The organism is Pseudomonas sp. FW305-96, from assembly GCF_058783825.1.
In genome coordinates, this window is sequence record NZ_JBYSYW010000010.1 from 68,323 (window position 1) to 84,147 (window position 15,825).

15 protein-coding genes are annotated in these 15,825 nt (G+C 65.0%); 13 read left to right on the forward strand and 2 right to left on the reverse strand.

Annotated elements, in window-relative coordinates:
• Positions 1-63: 63 nt before the first annotated feature.
• The 4 genes from AC3WL2_RS10205 (at position 64) to AC3WL2_RS10220 (ending at position 4,597) form a co-directional block, all read left to right on the forward strand.
• Complete coding sequence (locus tag AC3WL2_RS10205; protein WP_046854572.1) at positions 64-699, forward strand: RluA family pseudouridine synthase; 636 nt, start codon at positions 64-66, stop codon at positions 697-699.
• A gap of 109 nt (positions 700-808) precedes the next feature.
• The gene (locus tag AC3WL2_RS10210) at positions 809-2,098 is read left to right on the forward strand and encodes a M18 family aminopeptidase (protein WP_102683663.1); all 1,290 of its coding nucleotides are present in this window, start codon (positions 809-811) and stop codon (positions 2,096-2,098) included.
• Positions 2,099-2,234: 136 nt separating this feature from the next.
• Entirely contained in the window at positions 2,235-2,405 is a 171-nt protein-coding gene (locus AC3WL2_RS10215; RefSeq protein ID WP_167388396.1) for a hypothetical protein, read from the forward strand.
• Between the two features lie 44 nt (positions 2,406-2,449).
• The gene (locus AC3WL2_RS10220; RefSeq protein ID WP_102683662.1) at positions 2,450-4,597 is read left to right on the forward strand and encodes a mechanosensitive ion channel family protein; all 2,148 of its coding nucleotides are present in this window, start codon (positions 2,450-2,452) and stop codon (positions 4,595-4,597) included.
• A gap of 55 nt (positions 4,598-4,652) precedes the next feature.
• Here the strand turns inward: AC3WL2_RS10220 and AC3WL2_RS10225 are convergent, their stop codons facing one another.
• Entirely contained in the window at positions 4,653-5,366 is a 714-nt protein-coding gene (locus AC3WL2_RS10225) for a UTRA domain-containing protein (RefSeq protein WP_102683661.1), read from the reverse strand.
• 336 nt (positions 5,367-5,702) lie between these two features.
• Here AC3WL2_RS10225 and AC3WL2_RS10230 point away from each other — a divergent pair, with 336 nt between their 5' ends.
• The 8 genes from AC3WL2_RS10230 to sugE all read left to right on the forward strand — a co-directional run bounded on the left by AC3WL2_RS10230 (position 5,703) and on the right by sugE (position 12,546).
• The gene (locus AC3WL2_RS10230) at positions 5,703-6,761 is read left to right on the forward strand and encodes an ABC transporter substrate-binding protein (protein ID WP_102683660.1); all 1,059 of its coding nucleotides are present in this window, start codon (positions 5,703-5,705) and stop codon (positions 6,759-6,761) included.
• Positions 6,762-6,898: 137 nt separating this feature from the next.
• Complete coding sequence (locus tag AC3WL2_RS10235; protein ID WP_046854568.1) at positions 6,899-7,705, forward strand: alkaline phosphatase family protein; 807 nt, start codon at positions 6,899-6,901, stop codon at positions 7,703-7,705.
• On the forward strand, positions 7,702-8,541 hold the full coding sequence (locus tag AC3WL2_RS10240; protein ID WP_102683659.1) for an ABC transporter permease: 840 nt from the start codon (positions 7,702-7,704) through the stop codon (positions 8,539-8,541). The genes AC3WL2_RS10235 and AC3WL2_RS10240 overlap by 4 nt, the downstream gene beginning before the upstream one ends.
• Positions 8,531-9,325, forward strand: coding sequence for an ABC transporter permease (locus tag AC3WL2_RS10245; protein WP_102683658.1), 795 nt, complete (start codon positions 8,531-8,533; stop codon positions 9,323-9,325). The genes AC3WL2_RS10240 and AC3WL2_RS10245 overlap by 11 nt, the downstream gene beginning before the upstream one ends.
• Before the next feature lies 1 nt (position 9,326).
• Entirely contained in the window at positions 9,327-10,316 is a 990-nt protein-coding gene (locus AC3WL2_RS10250) for an ABC transporter ATP-binding protein (protein WP_102683657.1), read from the forward strand.
• 13 nt (positions 10,317-10,329) lie between these two features.
• Positions 10,330-10,983 carry an HAD family hydrolase gene (locus AC3WL2_RS10255; RefSeq protein ID WP_102683656.1) on the forward strand — a complete coding sequence of 218 codons (654 nt, stop codon included), beginning with the start codon at positions 10,330-10,332 and terminating at the stop codon, positions 10,981-10,983.
• Between the two features lie 42 nt (positions 10,984-11,025).
• On the forward strand, positions 11,026-11,991 hold the full coding sequence (locus AC3WL2_RS10260) for a bile acid:sodium symporter family protein (protein WP_102683655.1): 966 nt from the start codon (positions 11,026-11,028) through the stop codon (positions 11,989-11,991).
• A gap of 237 nt (positions 11,992-12,228) precedes the next feature.
• A complete protein-coding gene (gene sugE / locus AC3WL2_RS10265; RefSeq protein WP_023631604.1) occupies positions 12,229-12,546 on the forward strand; it encodes a quaternary ammonium compound efflux SMR transporter SugE in 318 nt (105 codons plus the stop codon).
• A 16-nt stretch (positions 12,547-12,562) separates the two neighbouring features.
• On the opposite strand, the gene AC3WL2_RS10270 is transcribed toward sugE, so the two are convergent.
• Positions 12,563-14,437, reverse strand: coding sequence for an MFS transporter (locus tag AC3WL2_RS10270; protein WP_102683654.1), 1,875 nt, complete (start codon positions 14,435-14,437; stop codon positions 12,563-12,565).
• Between the two features lie 272 nt (positions 14,438-14,709).
• Between AC3WL2_RS10270 and AC3WL2_RS10275 the strand changes: the two genes are divergently transcribed.
• Entirely contained in the window at positions 14,710-15,825 is a 1,116-nt protein-coding gene (locus AC3WL2_RS10275; protein ID WP_102703527.1) for a hypothetical protein, read from the forward strand.

Consider the following 15,825-nt stretch of genomic DNA (forward strand, 5'->3'; position numbering starts at 1 on the left):
CCCCCCCGGCGATGGGCCGCAAGGCGGCCCCAGTGCTTTCCGCCATTTCACCGAGACCTAGCAATGCCGCTGTCGAACATCCAGATCCTTCACGAAGACGCCGCCGTCCTGGTGATCAACAAGCCGACCCTGCTGTTGTCGGTGCCGGGCCGCGCCGAGGACAACAAGGACTGCCTGATCACCCGCCTGCAGGAAAACGGCTACCCGGAAGCCCTGATCGTCCACCGCCTGGACTGGGAAACCTCGGGGATCATCCTGCTCGCCCGCGACGCCGACAGCCACCGCGAACTGTCACGCCAGTTCCACGACCGCGAGACCGAAAAGGCCTATACCGCGCTGTGCTGGGGCCAGCCCGCGCTCGACAGCGGCAGCATCGACCTGCCCCTGCGTTACGACCCACCGACCAAGCCGCGCCACGTGGTCGACCATGAGCAGGGCAAGCATGCCCTGACCTTCTGGCGCATCGTCGAGCGCTGCGGCGATCACTGCCGGGTCGAACTGACGCCGATCACTGGGCGCTCGCACCAGCTGCGCGTGCACATGCTGTCGATCGGCCATCCGCTGCTCGGCGACCGGCTGTACGCCAACCCCGAGGCGCTGGCGGCCCATGAGCGGCTGTGCCTGCATGCCTCGATGCTGAGCTTCACCCATCCGGTGTCTGGCGAACGCCTGAAATTCGAGTGTCCGGCGCCGTTCTGAGACTCGGGCCCGATCGCGGGGCAAGCCCGCTCCCACGCTTCGCGATAGGGCTGACACAATTTTTCGAGCATTTACGCTAAACTCGCGCCACTGCTGTCTGGAGTGACTTATGCGCGATGCCCTGAACGCCGGCCTGATCGAATTCCTCAAGGCCTCCCCGACGCCCTTCCACGCCACCGCCAGCCTCGCGCAGCGCCTCGAGGCCGCCGGCTACCAGCGCCTGGACGAGCGCGACAGCTGGGCCACTACGCCTGGTGGTCGCTACTACGTGACCCGTAACGATTCCTCGATCATCGCCATCAAGGTCGGCAAGCATTCGCCGCTGATCGGCGGTATCCGCATGGTCGGCGCCCACACCGACAGCCCATGCCTGCGGGTCAAGCCGCAGCCCGAACTGCAACGCCAGGGCTTCCTGCAACTGGGCGTCGAAGTCTATGGTGGCGCCCTGCTTGCCCCTTGGTTCGACCGCGACCTGTCGCTGGCCGGCCGGGTCACCTTCCGCCGTGACGGCAAGGTGGAAAGCCAACTGATCAATTTCAAGCTGCCGATCGCGGTGATCCCCAACCTGGCGATCCATCTCAACCGCACCGCCAACGAAGGCTGGCAGATCAACCCGCAGACCGAGCTGCCACCGATCCTGGCACAGGTCGCCGGCGACGAGCGCATCGACTTCCGCGCCCTGCTCACCGAGCAGCTGGCCCGCGAGCATGACCTCAACGCCGACGTGGTGCTGGATTACGAGCTGAGCTTCTACGACACCCAGGACGCCGCGTTGATCGGCCTGAACGGCGACTTCATCGCCGCCGCCCGCCTGGACAACCTGCTGTCGTGCTACGCCGGCCTGCAGGCGCTGCTGAACGCCGAAGGCGACGAGACCTGCGTACTGGTGTGCAACGACCACGAGGAAGTCGGCTCCTGCTCGGCCTGCGGCGCCGACGGCCCGATGCTCGAACAGACCCTGCAACGCCTGCTGCCCGATGGCGACGACTATGTGCGCACCATCCAGCGCTCGCTGATGGTCTCGGCCGACAATGCCCACGGCGTGCACCCCAACTACGCCGACAAGCACGACGGCAACCACGGCCCCAAGCTCAACGCAGGCCCGGTGATCAAGGTCAACAACAACCAGCGCTACGCCACCAACAGCGAAACCGCCGGGTTCTTCCGCCACCTGTGCATGGCCGAGGAAGTACCGGTGCAGAGCTTCGTGGTGCGCAGCGACATGGGCTGCGGCTCGACCATCGGCCCGATCACCGCCAGCCACCTGGGCGTGCGCACGGTCGATATCGGCCTGCCGACCTTCGCCATGCACTCGATCCGCGAGCTGTGCGGCAGCCATGACCTGGCCCACCTGGTGAAGGTGCTCGGCGCCTTCTACCGCAGCCGCGAACTGCCCTGACGGCCAACCCGCTCCCACACGGACCTGTGGGAGCGGGTTGGCCCGCGATCGGATCAGCCCCTGCCCCCGGTCAATCCGCCTCGCTTGCAAAGCGCTATGCTTGATACATGGCCCCCAAAACAGAAGGATGCTGTCCATGTCATCGCCGTTCCTGTCCCTGTTCGTGCCGGTGTTCCTGTTCCTGATGCTGCTGACCATCGGTTTCAGCCTGCGCGAGCGCAATGTCGGCGTGCTGATGATGTGGATCGGCACCCTCGGCATTTTCGGCCTCACCTGCTGGAAGATCCTCGAGAAACTGCCGTCGTAAACCTCTACACTCGGGCAAACGTTTGACCTGAGGTAGATTTCCCGGTGCCAGCCCTCCTGCGTTGCATCACGCTGCTGTTCCTGTTGCTCGCCACCCCAGCGCATGCCGCCGGCCTGCCCGGCCTGCTCGGTTCCAGCACGCCCGCCCAGCCCGAGGCCAGCGAGCCCTTGGGCAAGTCCCTGGACGAGGTGATCAAGAACCTGGAAAACGACCAGCAACGCGCCAAGCTGCTGGCCGACCTGAAAAAGCTGCGCGACGCCACCCGGCAATCGCAACCCACCGTCGAACAGGGCGTGCTCGGCCTGATCGGCGGTGCCCTGCATGATTTCGAGAAACAGTTCAGCGGCGATGCCAGCCCGTTCAAGCGCTGGTCGCTGGAAATCGACCAGGCCCAGGACGAATTGGCCGCACTGGTGGTGCCGGTGCATCAATGGCCGGCGATCCTGTTCGGCTTCGCCGGAGTCATCCTGGTCTGGGGCCTGCTGGCCTATGCCTTCAACTGGATCGGCCACCGTGTGCGCCTGCGTTTCGGCCTGACCGAAGACCTGCCGCAGCACCCGCGGACCTGGGACCTGGTGCGCTTTGCCCTGCGCAAGCTGGGCCCATGGCTGGTGGCGCTGGTGTTCACCGTGTACCTGAGCTTCGCCCTGCCCTCCTCGCTGGGCAAGTCGATGGCCATGGTGCTGGCCTACGCGCTGGTGGTCGGCACCCTGTTCTCGGCGATCTGCGTGATTGCCTTCTCGCTGCTCGATGGCCCACATCGCCACCGTGCCCTTCACATTCTGCGGCACCAGGCGTTCCGCCCGCTGTGGCTGATCGGCAGCTTCGCCGCGTTCGGCGAGGCGATGAGCGACCCACGCCTGACCACCGCGCTGGGCAGCCACCTGGCCCACGCCCTGGCAACCCTGGCCAATGTGATCGCCGCGCTGTGCACCGGGCTGTTCATCCTGCGCTTCCGCCGCCCGATCGCCCACCTGATTCGCAACCAGCCCCTGTCACGGCGCCTGACCCGGCGCACCCTGAGCGACACCATCGAACTGCTCGGCAGCTTCTGGTATATCCCGGCGCTGATCCTGGTGGCAATTTCGCTGTTCGCCACCTTCGTCTCCGCCGGCGACACCAGCACCGCCCTGCGCCAGTCGCTGATGTGCACGGTGCTGGTGGTGGTGTGCATGGTGCTCAATGGCCTGGTCCGCCGCCATGCCGCCAAGCCCAGGCGCGCCAACAAGCGCCAGGCGGTCTACACCGAACGCCTGCGCAACTTCGGCTATGTCCTGGTGCACCTGTTCATCTGGCTGCTGTTCATCGAACTGGGCCTGCGTGTATGGGGCCACTCGATGATCAGCTTCGCCGAGGGTGACGGCCATGAAGTCAGCCTGCGCCTGCTGGGCCTGGCCGGCACGCTGATCGTCGCCTGGCTGGTGTGGATCCTCGCCGACACTGCCGTGCACCATGCCCTGGTGCATTCGCGGCGCGGGCTGGCCAACGCCCGCGCGCAGACCATGATGCCGCTGATCCGCAACGTGATGTTCGTGGTGATCGTCATCATCGCGGTGATCGTCGCCCTGGCCAACATGGGCATGAACGTCACCCCGCTGCTGGCCGGTGCCGGTGTCATCGGCCTGGCCATCGGTTTCGGCGCCCAGTCGCTGGTGGCCGACCTGATCACCGGCCTGTTCATCATCATCGAGGACTCGCTGGCCATCGACGACTACGTGGATGTCGGCGGCCACCTGGGCACGGTCGAGGGCCTGACCATCCGCACCGTGCGCCTGCGCGACATCGACGGCATCGTGCACACCATCCCGTTCAGCGAGATCAAGAGCATCAAGAACTACTCGCGCGAGTTTGGCTACGCGATCTTCCGTGTGGCCATCCCGCACAGCATGAACATCGACCAGGCCATCACCCTGATTCGCGAGGTCGGGCAGAAACTGCGCAACGACCCGCTGATGCGCCGCAACATCTGGTCGCCGCTGGAGTTGCAGGGGGTGGAAAGCTTCGAGTCGGGATCGGCGATCCTGCGGGCGCGGTTCAAGACTGCGCCGATCAAGCAGTGGGAGGTTTCGCGGGCGTTCAACCTGGCGTTGAAGCGCCAGCTCGATGAAGCGGGGTTGGATCTGGCGACGCCACGGCTGTCGGTGCAGGTGGTGACGGCTGGGGGTGGTGCCATCCCTGAAGCCGCCAGCTAGGGCCGCTTCGCACCCCATCGCCGGCAAGCCGGCGATGGGCTGCACAGCAGCCCCCTTACCCCGCCTGCGCGCGGATGCGAATCGCATCATGGCGCCAGTACTCCAGGTCACAGTCGATCAGGTGCCCATGCTGGTCGCTGTTGACCCGGGTGATATGCAGCCCGGGGCTGCCAGCCGACACCTTCAAGGCAGCCGCCGCCTCCACCGGCAACGCCGTCGGCAGGATCTCGAAGCACACCTGCCCATAGTGAATCGCGTACTCCCGCGCATAGATCTCGGTCAGTGATCGGGCCAGGTCCAGCTCGAGGATGCCAGGGAAGTAGCGCGGGTTGAGATAATGCTCGGCATACAGCACCGCCCGCCCGTCGATACGCCGCAACCGGCAGATCCGCACCACGCTGGACAGCGCCGGCAGCCGCAGGCGCGCGCAGATCGCCGCCGAAGCCGGCTGCAGCCGCGCCGACAGCAGCTGCGTACGCGGCTCGCGCCCCTGGTCTCGCACCATCGCATGGAAGTGGCTGCGCTCGATCAGGTCGTAGGTCAGACGCTCGGGCGCGACGAACCAGCCGCGCCGCTCTTCGCGGTAGATCAGGCCCATGGCCTCGAGCTGCACCAGGGCCTCGCGCAGCGTGATACGCGTGGTGTCGAACACCTCGCTGAGCCTGCGCTCGGCCGGCAGCTTGCCGCCGGGCGCCAGCAAGCCGTGTTCGATCTGCTCCTGCAGCGCGTGGCAGATGGCTGTTACCGCGCGCGGTGGCGTCGCTTGCATCAAAGGTTACCTATCTGGACTAGTCCAGCCCCGAAACGGGGCAGTTGGAGCGTAGTGCAAGCCTAGGCACGGCTGATGAACATCCTGTGACACAGGCGCCGCAGGGCACTTGCCAGATATGCCAGATCCGCGCCAGCCCACGCGAATCAAGGCTTTCGATCTGGTCTACGCTGTAGTTCCAGGGCCTTGGGCCTGCCACCCGCCCCCGCCCCTTACATCAAACTGTCACGCAACAGGCCTACCTTGGCGCAAGGTTTGCTGACCTAGACCAAAGGGTCGCAAGCACCGCTTCCGTTCATAACAACGAATGCAAGGCACCCACCAAAGGAGCTTCGGATGAAAAAGTTGTTCATGGCGTCACTGCTCGGTTCGGCCATCGCTTTTTGCACCTCGGCCATGGCCCAGGACCTCAAGGCCCTTGAAGACGCCGCCCGCAAGGAAGGCACGGTCAACAGCGTGGGCATGCCCGATGCCTGGGCCAACTGGAAAGGCACCTGGGAAGACCTGGCGAAAAAGTACGGCCTCAAGCACAGCGACACCGACATGAGCTCGGCCCAGGAAGTCGCCAAGTTCGATGCCGAGAAGGACAACGCCAGCGCCGATATCGGCGACGTCGGCGCGGCCTTCGGCCCGATCGCGGTCACCAAGGGCGTGACCCAGCCCTACAAGCCAAGCACCTGGGATCAGGTCCCGGCGTGGGCCAAGGACCAGGACGGCCACTGGGCCCTGGCCTACACCGGCACCATCGCCTTCATCATCAACAAGGACCTGGTGAAGGAAGAGGACCGCCCAAGCACCTGGCACGACCTGGAAAAGGGCAAGTACAAGGTCGCCATCGGTGACGTCGGCACCGCCGCCCAGGCCGCCAACGGCGTGCTTGCCGCCGCCATCGCCTACAAGGGCAGCGAAAGCAACATCGAGCCAGGTCTGCAACTGTTCACCAAACTGGCCCAGCAGAAGCGTCTGTCGCTGGCCAACCCGACCATCCAGACCCTGGAGAAAGGCGAGGTGGAAGTGGGCGTGGTGTGGGACTTCAACGGCCTGAGCTACCGCGAACAGATCGACCCGAAACGCTTCGAGGTGCTGATCCCCTCCGATGGCTCGGTCATCTCCGGCTACACCACCATCATCAACAAGTACGCCAAGCACCCTAACGCAGCCAAGCTGACCCGTGAATACATCTTCAGCGATGCCGGCCAGACCAACCTGGCCATCGGCCACGCCCGGCCGATCCGTGCCGAACACCTGAAGCTGCCGGCGGACGTACAGGCCAAGCTGCTGCCCAACGAGCAGTACAAGGCCGCCCAGCCAATCAAAGATGCTGCGGCCTGGGAAGCGACCTCCAAGGCCCTGCCACAGAAGTGGCAGGAGCAGGTGATCATCGAGATGGAATAAGGGGCAGATTCCCTTCTGCCTGAACCGGCCCTGTCGCCGGCAAGCCAGCTCCCACAAGGTCAGCGCAAGACCTGTGGGAGCTGGCTTGCCAGCGATGAGGGCGACGCGCTACCGACTGATACCCCTGCGGAGCCACCATGCAACACAACGTCATCCTGGTCCTGCTCGACGGCCTCAACCACCAGGTCGCCCACCACGCCATGGGCCACCTGCACGCCTATGTCGAGGCCGACCGCGCCGCGCTGTACCGCGTGGAGTGCGAGCTGCCGTCGCTGTCGCGACCGCTGTACGAATGCATTCTCACCGGTGTGCCGCCGATCGACAGCGGCATCGTGCATAACAACATCAACCGCCTGTCCAACCAGCGCAGCGTGTTCCACTACGCCCGCGAGGCCGGCCTGGGCACCGCGGCGGCGGCCTACCACTGGATGAGCGAGCTGTACAACCGCTCGCCGTTCGACCCGCTGCGCGACCGCCACACCCATGCCCCCAAGCTGCCGATCCAGCACGGCCTGTTCTACTACGCCGACCACTACCCCGATTCGCACCTGCTGGCCGACGCCGAATACCTGCGCCGCCGCCATGCGCCGAATTTCCTCCTGGTACACCCGATGAACATCGACGACGCCGGCCACCGCCACGGCCTGGACAGCAGCCAGTACCGCAACGCCGCGCGCAGCGCCGACATCCTGCTGGCCGACTACCTGCCGCGCTGGCTCGAGGAGGGCTACCAGGTCCTGGTCACCGCCGACCACGGCATGAACAACGACCGCTCGCACAACGGCCTGCTCGCCGAGGAGCGTGAAGTGCCGCTGTTCGTGTTCGGCGAAGCCTTCAGCCTCGACCCTGCGGCCAAGCCGCTGCAGACCGAGCTGTGCGGCACGATCTGCGAACTGCTCGGCGCCGCCCACGACAAACCGGTCTGCCGGGAGCTGCTCAAGTGAATGCAAGCCATCGCGGCCGCTACCTGGCCCTGCTCTGCCTGCTGCCGTTCGCCGTGTTCTTCATCATTTTCCAGATCGCGCCGCTGGCCTGGGTCGCCGTCAACAGCCTGCAAAGCGAGAGTGGCTGGGGCCTGGCCAACTTCAGCAAGATCTTCGCCTCGAAGTTCTACCTGCAGGCATTGCAACGCAGCCTGGAGATCAGCTTCTGGTCGAGCCTGTTCGGCATCGTCATCGCCACGTTGGGCGCCTATTCGCTACGCCAGGTCGACTCGAAACTGCGCGACTTCGTCAGCGCCTTTGCCAACATGACCAGCAACTTCGCCGGCGTGCCCCTGGCGTTCGCCTTCATCATCCTGCTCGGTTTCAATGGCGCGCTCACCCTGCTGCTCAAGCAGATGGGGCTGCTCGGCGACTTCAGCATCTACTCCAAGACCGGCCTGATCCTGGTCTACACCTACTTCCAGATCCCCTTGGGCGTGTTGCTGCTCTACCCCGCCTTCGACGCCCTGCGCGAAGACTGGCGTGAGTCCGCCGCGCTGCTGGGCGCCAGCCACTGGCAGTTCTGGCGGCACATCGGCCTGCCCGTGCTTACCCCGGCGCTGCTCGGCACCTTCGTCATCCTGCTGGCCAACGCCCTGGGCGCCTATGCCACCGTCTACGCCCTGACCACCGGCAACTTCAACGTGCTGCCGATCCGCATCGCCGGCCTTGTGGCCGGCGACATCAGCCTCGACCCGAACCTGGCCAGCGCCCTGGCGATGGTGCTGGTGGGGCTGATGACCGTGGTCACGGTGGCCCATCAATGGCTGCTCAAGAGGAGCTACCATGCGCGCTGAAAACAAGGCCGGCGGGCTCTACCACCGCGTGGTGGTCTACCTGCTGTTCCTCATCCTGCTGCTGCCACTGGCCGGCACCCTGCTTTATTCGCTGGCCACCAGCTGGTCGGCCACCCTGCTGCCCAGCGGGCTGACCTTCAAGTGGTATGTGGCGCTGTGGAGCGAACCGCGCTTTCTCGCAGCCTTCGGCCAGTCGCTGCTGGTGTGCGTGGGCGCGCTGGTGCTGTCGGTAGTGCTGATCCTGCCGCTATTGTTCGTGGTGCACTACCACTTCCCCAAGCTCGACGCCTTGATGAACGTGCTGATCCTGCTGCCGTTCGCGGTGCCGCCCGTGGTGTCTGCGGTGGGCTTGCTGCAACTCTACGGCAGCGGACCGATGGCCATGGTCGGCACGCCGTGGATCCTGATCGGCTGCTACTTCACCATCGCCCTGCCGTTCATGTATCGAGCCATCACCAACAACCTGCAGGCCATCAACCTGCGCGACCTGATGGACGCCGCCCAACTGCTCGGCGCCAGCACCTGGCAGGCGGCGTTCCTGGTGGTACTGCCGAACCTGCGCAAAGGCCTGATGGTGGCGCTGCTGCTGTCGTTCTCGTTCCTGTTCGGCGAGTTCGTGTTCGCCAACCTGCTGGTAGGCACCCGCTACGAGACCCTGCAGGTGTACCTGAACAACATGCGCAACAGCAGCGGCCACTTCAACAGCGCCCTGGTAATCTCCTACTTCGCCTTCGTGCTGGTGCTGACCTGGGTCGCCAACCGCCTGAACAAGGACAAGACCTGACATGAGCTTCGTCAGCGTACAGAAACTGCAAAAGAGCTACGCCGGCAGCCCGGTGTTCGAAAACATCGACTGCCAGATCGAACGCGGCGAGTTCGTCACCCTGCTCGGCCCCTCCGGCTGCGGCAAGTCCACCCTGCTGCGCTGCATCGCCGGGCTGACCCCGGTGGATAGCGGGCGGATCCTGCTCGACGGCCAGGACATCGTGCCGTTGAGCCCGCAGAAGCGCGGCATCGGCATGGTGTTCCAGAGCTACGCGCTGTTTCCCAACATGACCGTGGAACAGAACATCGCCTTTGGCTTGCGCATGCAGAAGGTCAAGGCCGAAGAAAGCCAGGCACGGGTACGCGAGGTACTCGACCTGGTCGAGCTCGGCAGCTTCGCCACGCGCTACCCGCACCAGCTGTCCGGCGGCCAGTGCCAGCGCGTGGCCCTGGCCCGCTCGCTGGTCACCCGCCCGCGCCTGCTGCTGCTCGACGAGCCACTGTCGGCGCTGGACGCGCGTATCCGCAAGCACTTGCGCGAACAGATCCGCGCCATCCAGCGCGAGCTGGGGCTTACCACCCTCTTCGTCACCCACGACCAGGAAGAAGCCCTGACCATGTCGGACCGCATCGTCCTGATGAACCAGGGACGCATCGTCCAGAGCGGCGATGCCGAAACCCTCTACACCGCGCCCGTGGACCTGTTCGCCGCCGGCTTTATCGGCAACTACAACCTGCTCGACGCCGACAGCGCCAGCCGCCTGCTGCAACGCCCGGTGGCCGCGCGCCTGGCGATCCGCCCAGAGTCGATCACCCTGAGCCTGAACGGCGAGCTGGATGGCGAGATCCGCAGCCACAGCCTGCTGGGCAACGTGATCCGCTACCGCGTCCAGGTGCGCGGCGTTGAACTGGTGGTGGACGTACTCAATCGTTGCGCCAGCGATCTGCACGCGGACGGACAACGGGTATCCTTGTCGATCGACCCCACGGCGCTACGGGAAGTGGCCTAAGGAGATTCAACGCATGGCACTGGCAATTTTCGATCTGGACGAAACCCTCATCCACGGCGACTGCGCGTCGTTGTGGAGCGAGCAGATGGCCCGGCTGGGCTGGGTCGATGGCAAGAGTTTCCTCAAGCGCGACCATGAACTGATGGAAGCCTACGGCAAAGGCCACCTGCAGATGGAGGACTACATGGCCTTCAGCCTGGAGCCGATCGCCGGGCGCACCCTGGAAGAAGTGGAGCACCTGGTCGAGCCCTGGGTAGAGGATGTGATCGAGCCGATCATCTACGGCGACGCCTGCCGCTGCATCGCCGAGCACCGCCAGCGTGGCGACCGGATTCTGATCATTTCGGCCAGCGGCACCCACCTCGTCGGCCCGATCGCGGCGCGCCTGGGGGTGGACGAATACCTCGCCATCGAGCTGGAAGCGGCCAACGGCGTATTCACCGGCAAGACCCACGGCGTGCTCACCTACCGCGAGGGCAAGATCGTCCGCCTGCTGGAGTGGCTCGACCAGGAACAGGAAAACCTCGAAGGCGCGAGCTTCTATTCCGACTCGCGCAACGACCTGCCGCTGCTGCTGAAGGTGGATCACCCCTACGTGGTGAACCCGGACCCGGTGCTGCGCGAGCACGCGCAAACCAACGGCTGGCCCATTCTGAGCTGGTCTTGAGTATGATCGGGGGCACCTGAACAGAACAACAAGGATTGCCCCATGCGTGCCCTCGCCGCCCTCAGCCGCTTCGTCGGCAACACCTTCGCCCTGTGGGTGCTGGTGTTCGCCTGCCTGGCCTTCCTTCAGCCGCAGTGGTTCATCGCCCTCAAGGTCGCCATCGTGCCGCTGCTGGGCTTGGTGATGTTCGGCATGGGCCTGACCCTCAAGCTCGACGACTTCGCCGCCGTCGCCCGCCAGCCATGGCGGGTGGCGTTGGGGGTAGTGGCGCATTTCGTGATCATGCCCGGGGTGGCCTGGCTGCTGTGCCAGCTGTTCCAGCTGCCGCCGGAAATCGCCGTGGGCGTGATCCTGGTAGGCTGCTGCCCGAGCGGCACGGCGTCGAACGTCATGGTGTGGCTGTCCAGGGGCGACCTGGCACTGGCAGTGGCGATCGCCGCGGTGACCACCCTGCTCGCCCCGCTGCTTACCCCGGCGCTGATCTGGTTCCTCGCCTCGGCGTGGCTGCCGGTCTCGTTCATGGACATGTTCTGGTCGATCCTGCAGTTGGTGATGCTGCCGATCGTGCTCGGCGTGCTCGCCCAGCGCCTGCTCGGCGCCCGCGTGCAGCTGGCGGTGCAGGTGCTGCCGCTGGTGTCGGTGGTAAGCATCGTGATGATCGTCTGCGCGGTAGTGGCGGTCAGCCAGGCGAAGATCGCCGAATCGGGGCTGCTGATCATGGCGGTGGTAGTGCTGCACAACAGCTTCGGCTTCCTGCTGGGCTACCTGACCGGCAAGCTGTGCAAGCTGCCGCTGGCCCAGCGCAAGGCGCTGGCGCTGGAGGTGGGCATGCAGAATTCCGGGTTGGGCGCGGCCCTGGCGTCGGCGCACTTTTCGCCCCTGGCCGCGGTGCCCAGTGCGCTGTTCAGCGTGTGGCACAACATCTCCGGGGCTTTGCTGTCGACGTGGTTCAGGCGAATGGAGGAGCCTGAGCCCGAGGTAGAGAACATCGTATCTGCCAGAAATTGATGTTGCCTGCCCCGGACTCATCGCCGGCAAGCCGGCTCCCACACCGACCGCATGAAGCCAGCCATGCGCTAACCCTGTGGGAGCCGGCTTGCCGGCGATGAGGCAACCACCGATCCTTGAAACTTGCCCCAGCTTCGGCAAATGGGCACTATAGTGCGCACTGTGAGGACGGCCTCACGACGCTGTGCGTGAACATACCGGGGACGGCCCCATCTTTGATAACGATGGAGAATCACCATGTCCTGGATCATCCTGTTCTTCGCCGGCCTGTTCGAAGTTGGCTGGGCTGTCGGCCTCAAGTACACCGACGGCTTCACCCGCCCCCTGCCCACCGTTCTGACGGTCGGCGCCATGGTCATCAGCCTCGGCCTGCTGGGCCTTGCCATGAAGGAGCTGCCGCTGGGCACCGCCTATGCCATCTGGACCGGCGTCGGCGCGGTCGGCACGGTGATCGCCGGGATCATCCTGTTCGGTGAATCCATGGCGCTGATCCGCCTGGCCAGTGTCGCCCTGATTATCACCGGCCTGGTCGGCCTGAAGGTCAGCGCCAGCTGACCTCCCTCCTTTTCCCTTAGCGCATGTCGCCGCGCAGCAGGCTCACCTGCTCGCGCAGCACTTCAGGCTGCGCCGCCTCCACCGGGATGGCGGCGCCGGCCACCAGGGTCACCCGCGACCACAGGCGCTTGAAGAAGCCCTTGTTCGGGTCACGGCTGAAGAAGCTACCCCACAACCCCTGCAACGCCAACGGGATCACCGGCACTGGCGTCTCCTGCAGGATGCGGTTCACTCCACCCTTGAACACATCGATCTCACCGTCCGAACTCAGCTTGCCTTCGGGGAAGATGCACACCAGCTCGCCGTCGGCCAGGTACTGGGCGATACGGGCAAAGGCACGCTCGTAGGTGGCCTCGTCCTCGCCACGCCCGGCGATGGGGATGGCACCGGCGGTGCGGAACACGAAGTTGAGCACCGGCAGGTTGTAGATCTTGTAGTACATGACAAACCGGATCGGCCGGCGGATGGCGCCGCCGATCAGCAGTGCATCGACGAACGACACGTGGTTGCACACCAGCAGCGCCGCGCCTTCGTCGGGAATGCGCTGCAGCTCGCGGTGCTCGACCCGGTACATCGAGTGGCTGAGCAGCCAGATCAGGAAGCGCATGGTGAATTCGGGCACGATGCGGAAGATGTAGGCATTGACCGCGATGTTGAGCAGCGACACCACCAGGAACAGCTGCGGGATGCTCAGCTTGGCCAGGCTCAGCAGGACGATGGTGATGATCGCCGACACCACCATGAACAGTGCGTTGAGGATGTTGTTGGCGGCAATCACCCGGGCCCGCTCGCCTTCCGGGGTGCGCGCCTGGATCAGCGCATACAGCGGCACGATGTAGAAGCCGCCGAAGATGCCCAGGCCGACGATCGACAGCATGATCCACCAGGCCTGGCTCATGCCCAGCAAGGTCAGCCAGTCATGGGGCGCGGCTCCGACCGGGACGTCCCCCGAATGCCACCACCAGAGCAGACCGAACAGGGTCAGGCCGAACGAGCCGAACGGCACCAGGCCGATTTCCACCTTGCGCCCGCTGAGGCGCTCGCACAGCAGCGAACCGACGGCGATGCCTACCGAGAACAGGGTCAGCACCAGGGTGACCACGGTCTCGTCGCCGTGCAGCCAGTCCTTGGCGTAGGCCGGGATCTGCGTGAGATAGATCGCGCCGACGAACCAGAACCACGAGTTGCCGACGATCGAGCGCGACACTGCCGGGGTCTGGCCCAGGCCCAGGCGCAGAGTCAGCCATGACTGCTTGAAGATGTTCCAGTCCAGCTTCATCTGCGGCGCGGCGGCCGCCGCCCGCGGGATCCAGCGGCTGGCCAGGTAGCCCAGCACCGCGGTGCCCACCACGCCCGCAGCGGCCAACGTTGCGTACTGGCTGGAAGACATCAGCACGCCGGCACCGATGGTACCCGCCAGGATCGCCAGGAAGGTGCCCATCTCCACCAGGCCGTTGCCACCCACCAGTTCCTCTTCGCGCAGGGCCTGGGGCAGGATCGAGTACTTCACCGGGCCGAACAGCGCCGAGTGGGTGCCCATGGCGAACAGCGCCACCAGCATCAGCTCGAGGTGGTGCGTGACGAAACCAGTCGCGCCAATGGCCATGATGACGATCTCGGCCAGCTTGATCGCGCGGATCAGGCGGTCCTTCGCAAACTTCTCGCCGAACTGCCCGGCCAGTGCCGAGAACAGGAAGAACGGCAGGATGAACAGCAAGGCGCAGAGGTTGACCCAGATCGAGCGGTCGCCCTCCAGGCTCAGCTTGTAGAGGATCGCCAGGATCAGTGACTGCTTGAACAGGTTGTCGTTGAAGGCACCCAGCGACTGGGTGATGAAGAACGGCAGGAAGCGCCGCTTGCCGAGCAGGGTGAATTGCGAGGGGTGACTCATCGTCCGTGTACCTGGTTGGGCTTTGTCATTGGAGGCACGTTCAGCGCATAAAGCCACAAATCTGCACGGGAATGGACGATGAAGGCAAGCCCGTTGCTCCTTCCATAAGTTTCGGCTGCGCCACGCCTGCGGCAGAAGCAGCGGCTGTCAGTTCAGCGCCTGTCGCTCGACACGATGGAACGGCAACCGCGAAGCTGGCAGACTGCCGCCCCTCACCAACGCGCAAAGGTGCGCCACTTGGGGTCGAACTGGACAGGGATGAAGGCCAGCCATTGATTCAATTGAATACCCACAACGCCCGGCTCAAACGCACAGTGCGGGCGGCCAGCCACACCGCACGCACGGCGACGACCAAGCAGGAACTGCTGGCCGCCGTGGACGCCATGGCCGCCTTTTACGGCAACATGCAGTTCGACAACCGGGTGCCCTGGCTGATGGCCCTGCTCTGTGGACCACTGGCCATTGCCAGCATCGCAGGCTACTTGCAGGCGTACGAGCCGCTGCTGGCGCCGCTGGCCAAGCTGCTGGGCCAGAGCGTGCCGCAGCTTGCGTCCAACCTCACGCTCGGCCTGCTCGGTGGCGCTGCGTTCAGCCTGATCGTCCTTTATCAGCGCAGGAAGCTCATCCCCAAGCTTGCCTACGACCTGGCCGAGCGCTCCAGCCTGATCACCGCCGGCCTGCAGGAAATCCCGGTGACCGACAGCCAGTTGCTCAAGGGCCTGCAAATCGAGTTTCGCGACTATGTGCGCGGCAACCACAAGCGCTTCCTGCGCCGCGCCGTGCAGGGCCACTATCAGGGTCGGCTGCACAGCTTCAACTACCGCTGGTACCACCTGCATTACGTGGACAAACAGACCCACCAGGAAACCGAGTCCGATGGCAAGGGCGGCACAACCTCGAAAACCGTGACCTCCTACCAGGAATACGATCGCTACAGCCTGGTGATCGACTTCCCTTGGGTGCAGGGAATCGCCCTGGGTGGCGGCAGCGGCGGCCGCTCATCCATGGTCGACATGGAGCACCACTTCAAGACCGCCTCAAGCGACTTCGACCGCGCCTTCAGCCTCACTGGCAGCTCGGCCATGGCCTGCGTCCGCTTCGCCAAGCCGGTGACGGTGCTGCACCTGATCGACCTGCATCGCCAGCTTGATACGCCCAACCTGGAGTTCTCGCAGCACGGGCAACTGTGCCTGAGCAGCAACGACAACCCACTCGCTTTCAAGCTGACTTGCGAGCTGTCCCGCGCGAGCGATTTCCGCTTGCTGATCGACCACGGCGTGCACCTGCCACAGCTCAGCGCTCTGCTCGACGCCGTGCACACCCTGGCCGAGCAGCACGACGACAATTTCACCGTGCCTACCCCGGCACAGCTACAGACGGAGCACTGA

Coding starts and splice junctions, on each gene's coding strand:
- AC3WL2_RS10215 (WP_167388396.1), top strand. CDS start 2,235: ATGTCATCGCCGTTCCTGTCCCTGTTCGTGCCGGTGTTCCTGTTCCTG.
- AC3WL2_RS10250 (WP_102683657.1), top strand. CDS start 9,327: ATGAGCTTCGTCAGCGTACAGAAACTGCAAAAGAGCTACGCCGGCAGC.
- sugE (WP_023631604.1), top strand. CDS start 12,229: ATGTCCTGGATCATCCTGTTCTTCGCCGGCCTGTTCGAAGTTGGCTGG.
- AC3WL2_RS10245 (WP_102683658.1), top strand. CDS start 8,531: ATGCGCGCTGAAAACAAGGCCGGCGGGCTCTACCACCGCGTGGTGGTC.
- AC3WL2_RS10255 (WP_102683656.1), top strand. CDS start 10,330: ATGGCACTGGCAATTTTCGATCTGGACGAAACCCTCATCCACGGCGAC.
- AC3WL2_RS10235 (WP_046854568.1), top strand. CDS start 6,899: ATGCAACACAACGTCATCCTGGTCCTGCTCGACGGCCTCAACCACCAG.
- AC3WL2_RS10260 (WP_102683655.1), top strand. CDS start 11,026: ATGCGTGCCCTCGCCGCCCTCAGCCGCTTCGTCGGCAACACCTTCGCC.
- AC3WL2_RS10270 (WP_102683654.1), bottom strand. CDS start 14,437: ATGAGTCACCCCTCGCAATTCACCCTGCTCGGCAAGCGGCGCTTCCTG.
- AC3WL2_RS10210 (WP_102683663.1), top strand. CDS start 809: ATGCGCGATGCCCTGAACGCCGGCCTGATCGAATTCCTCAAGGCCTCC.
- AC3WL2_RS10225 (WP_102683661.1), bottom strand. CDS start 5,366: ATGCAAGCGACGCCACCGCGCGCGGTAACAGCCATCTGCCACGCGCTG.
- AC3WL2_RS10230 (WP_102683660.1), top strand. CDS start 5,703: ATGAAAAAGTTGTTCATGGCGTCACTGCTCGGTTCGGCCATCGCTTTT.
- AC3WL2_RS10205 (WP_046854572.1), top strand. CDS start 64: ATGCCGCTGTCGAACATCCAGATCCTTCACGAAGACGCCGCCGTCCTG.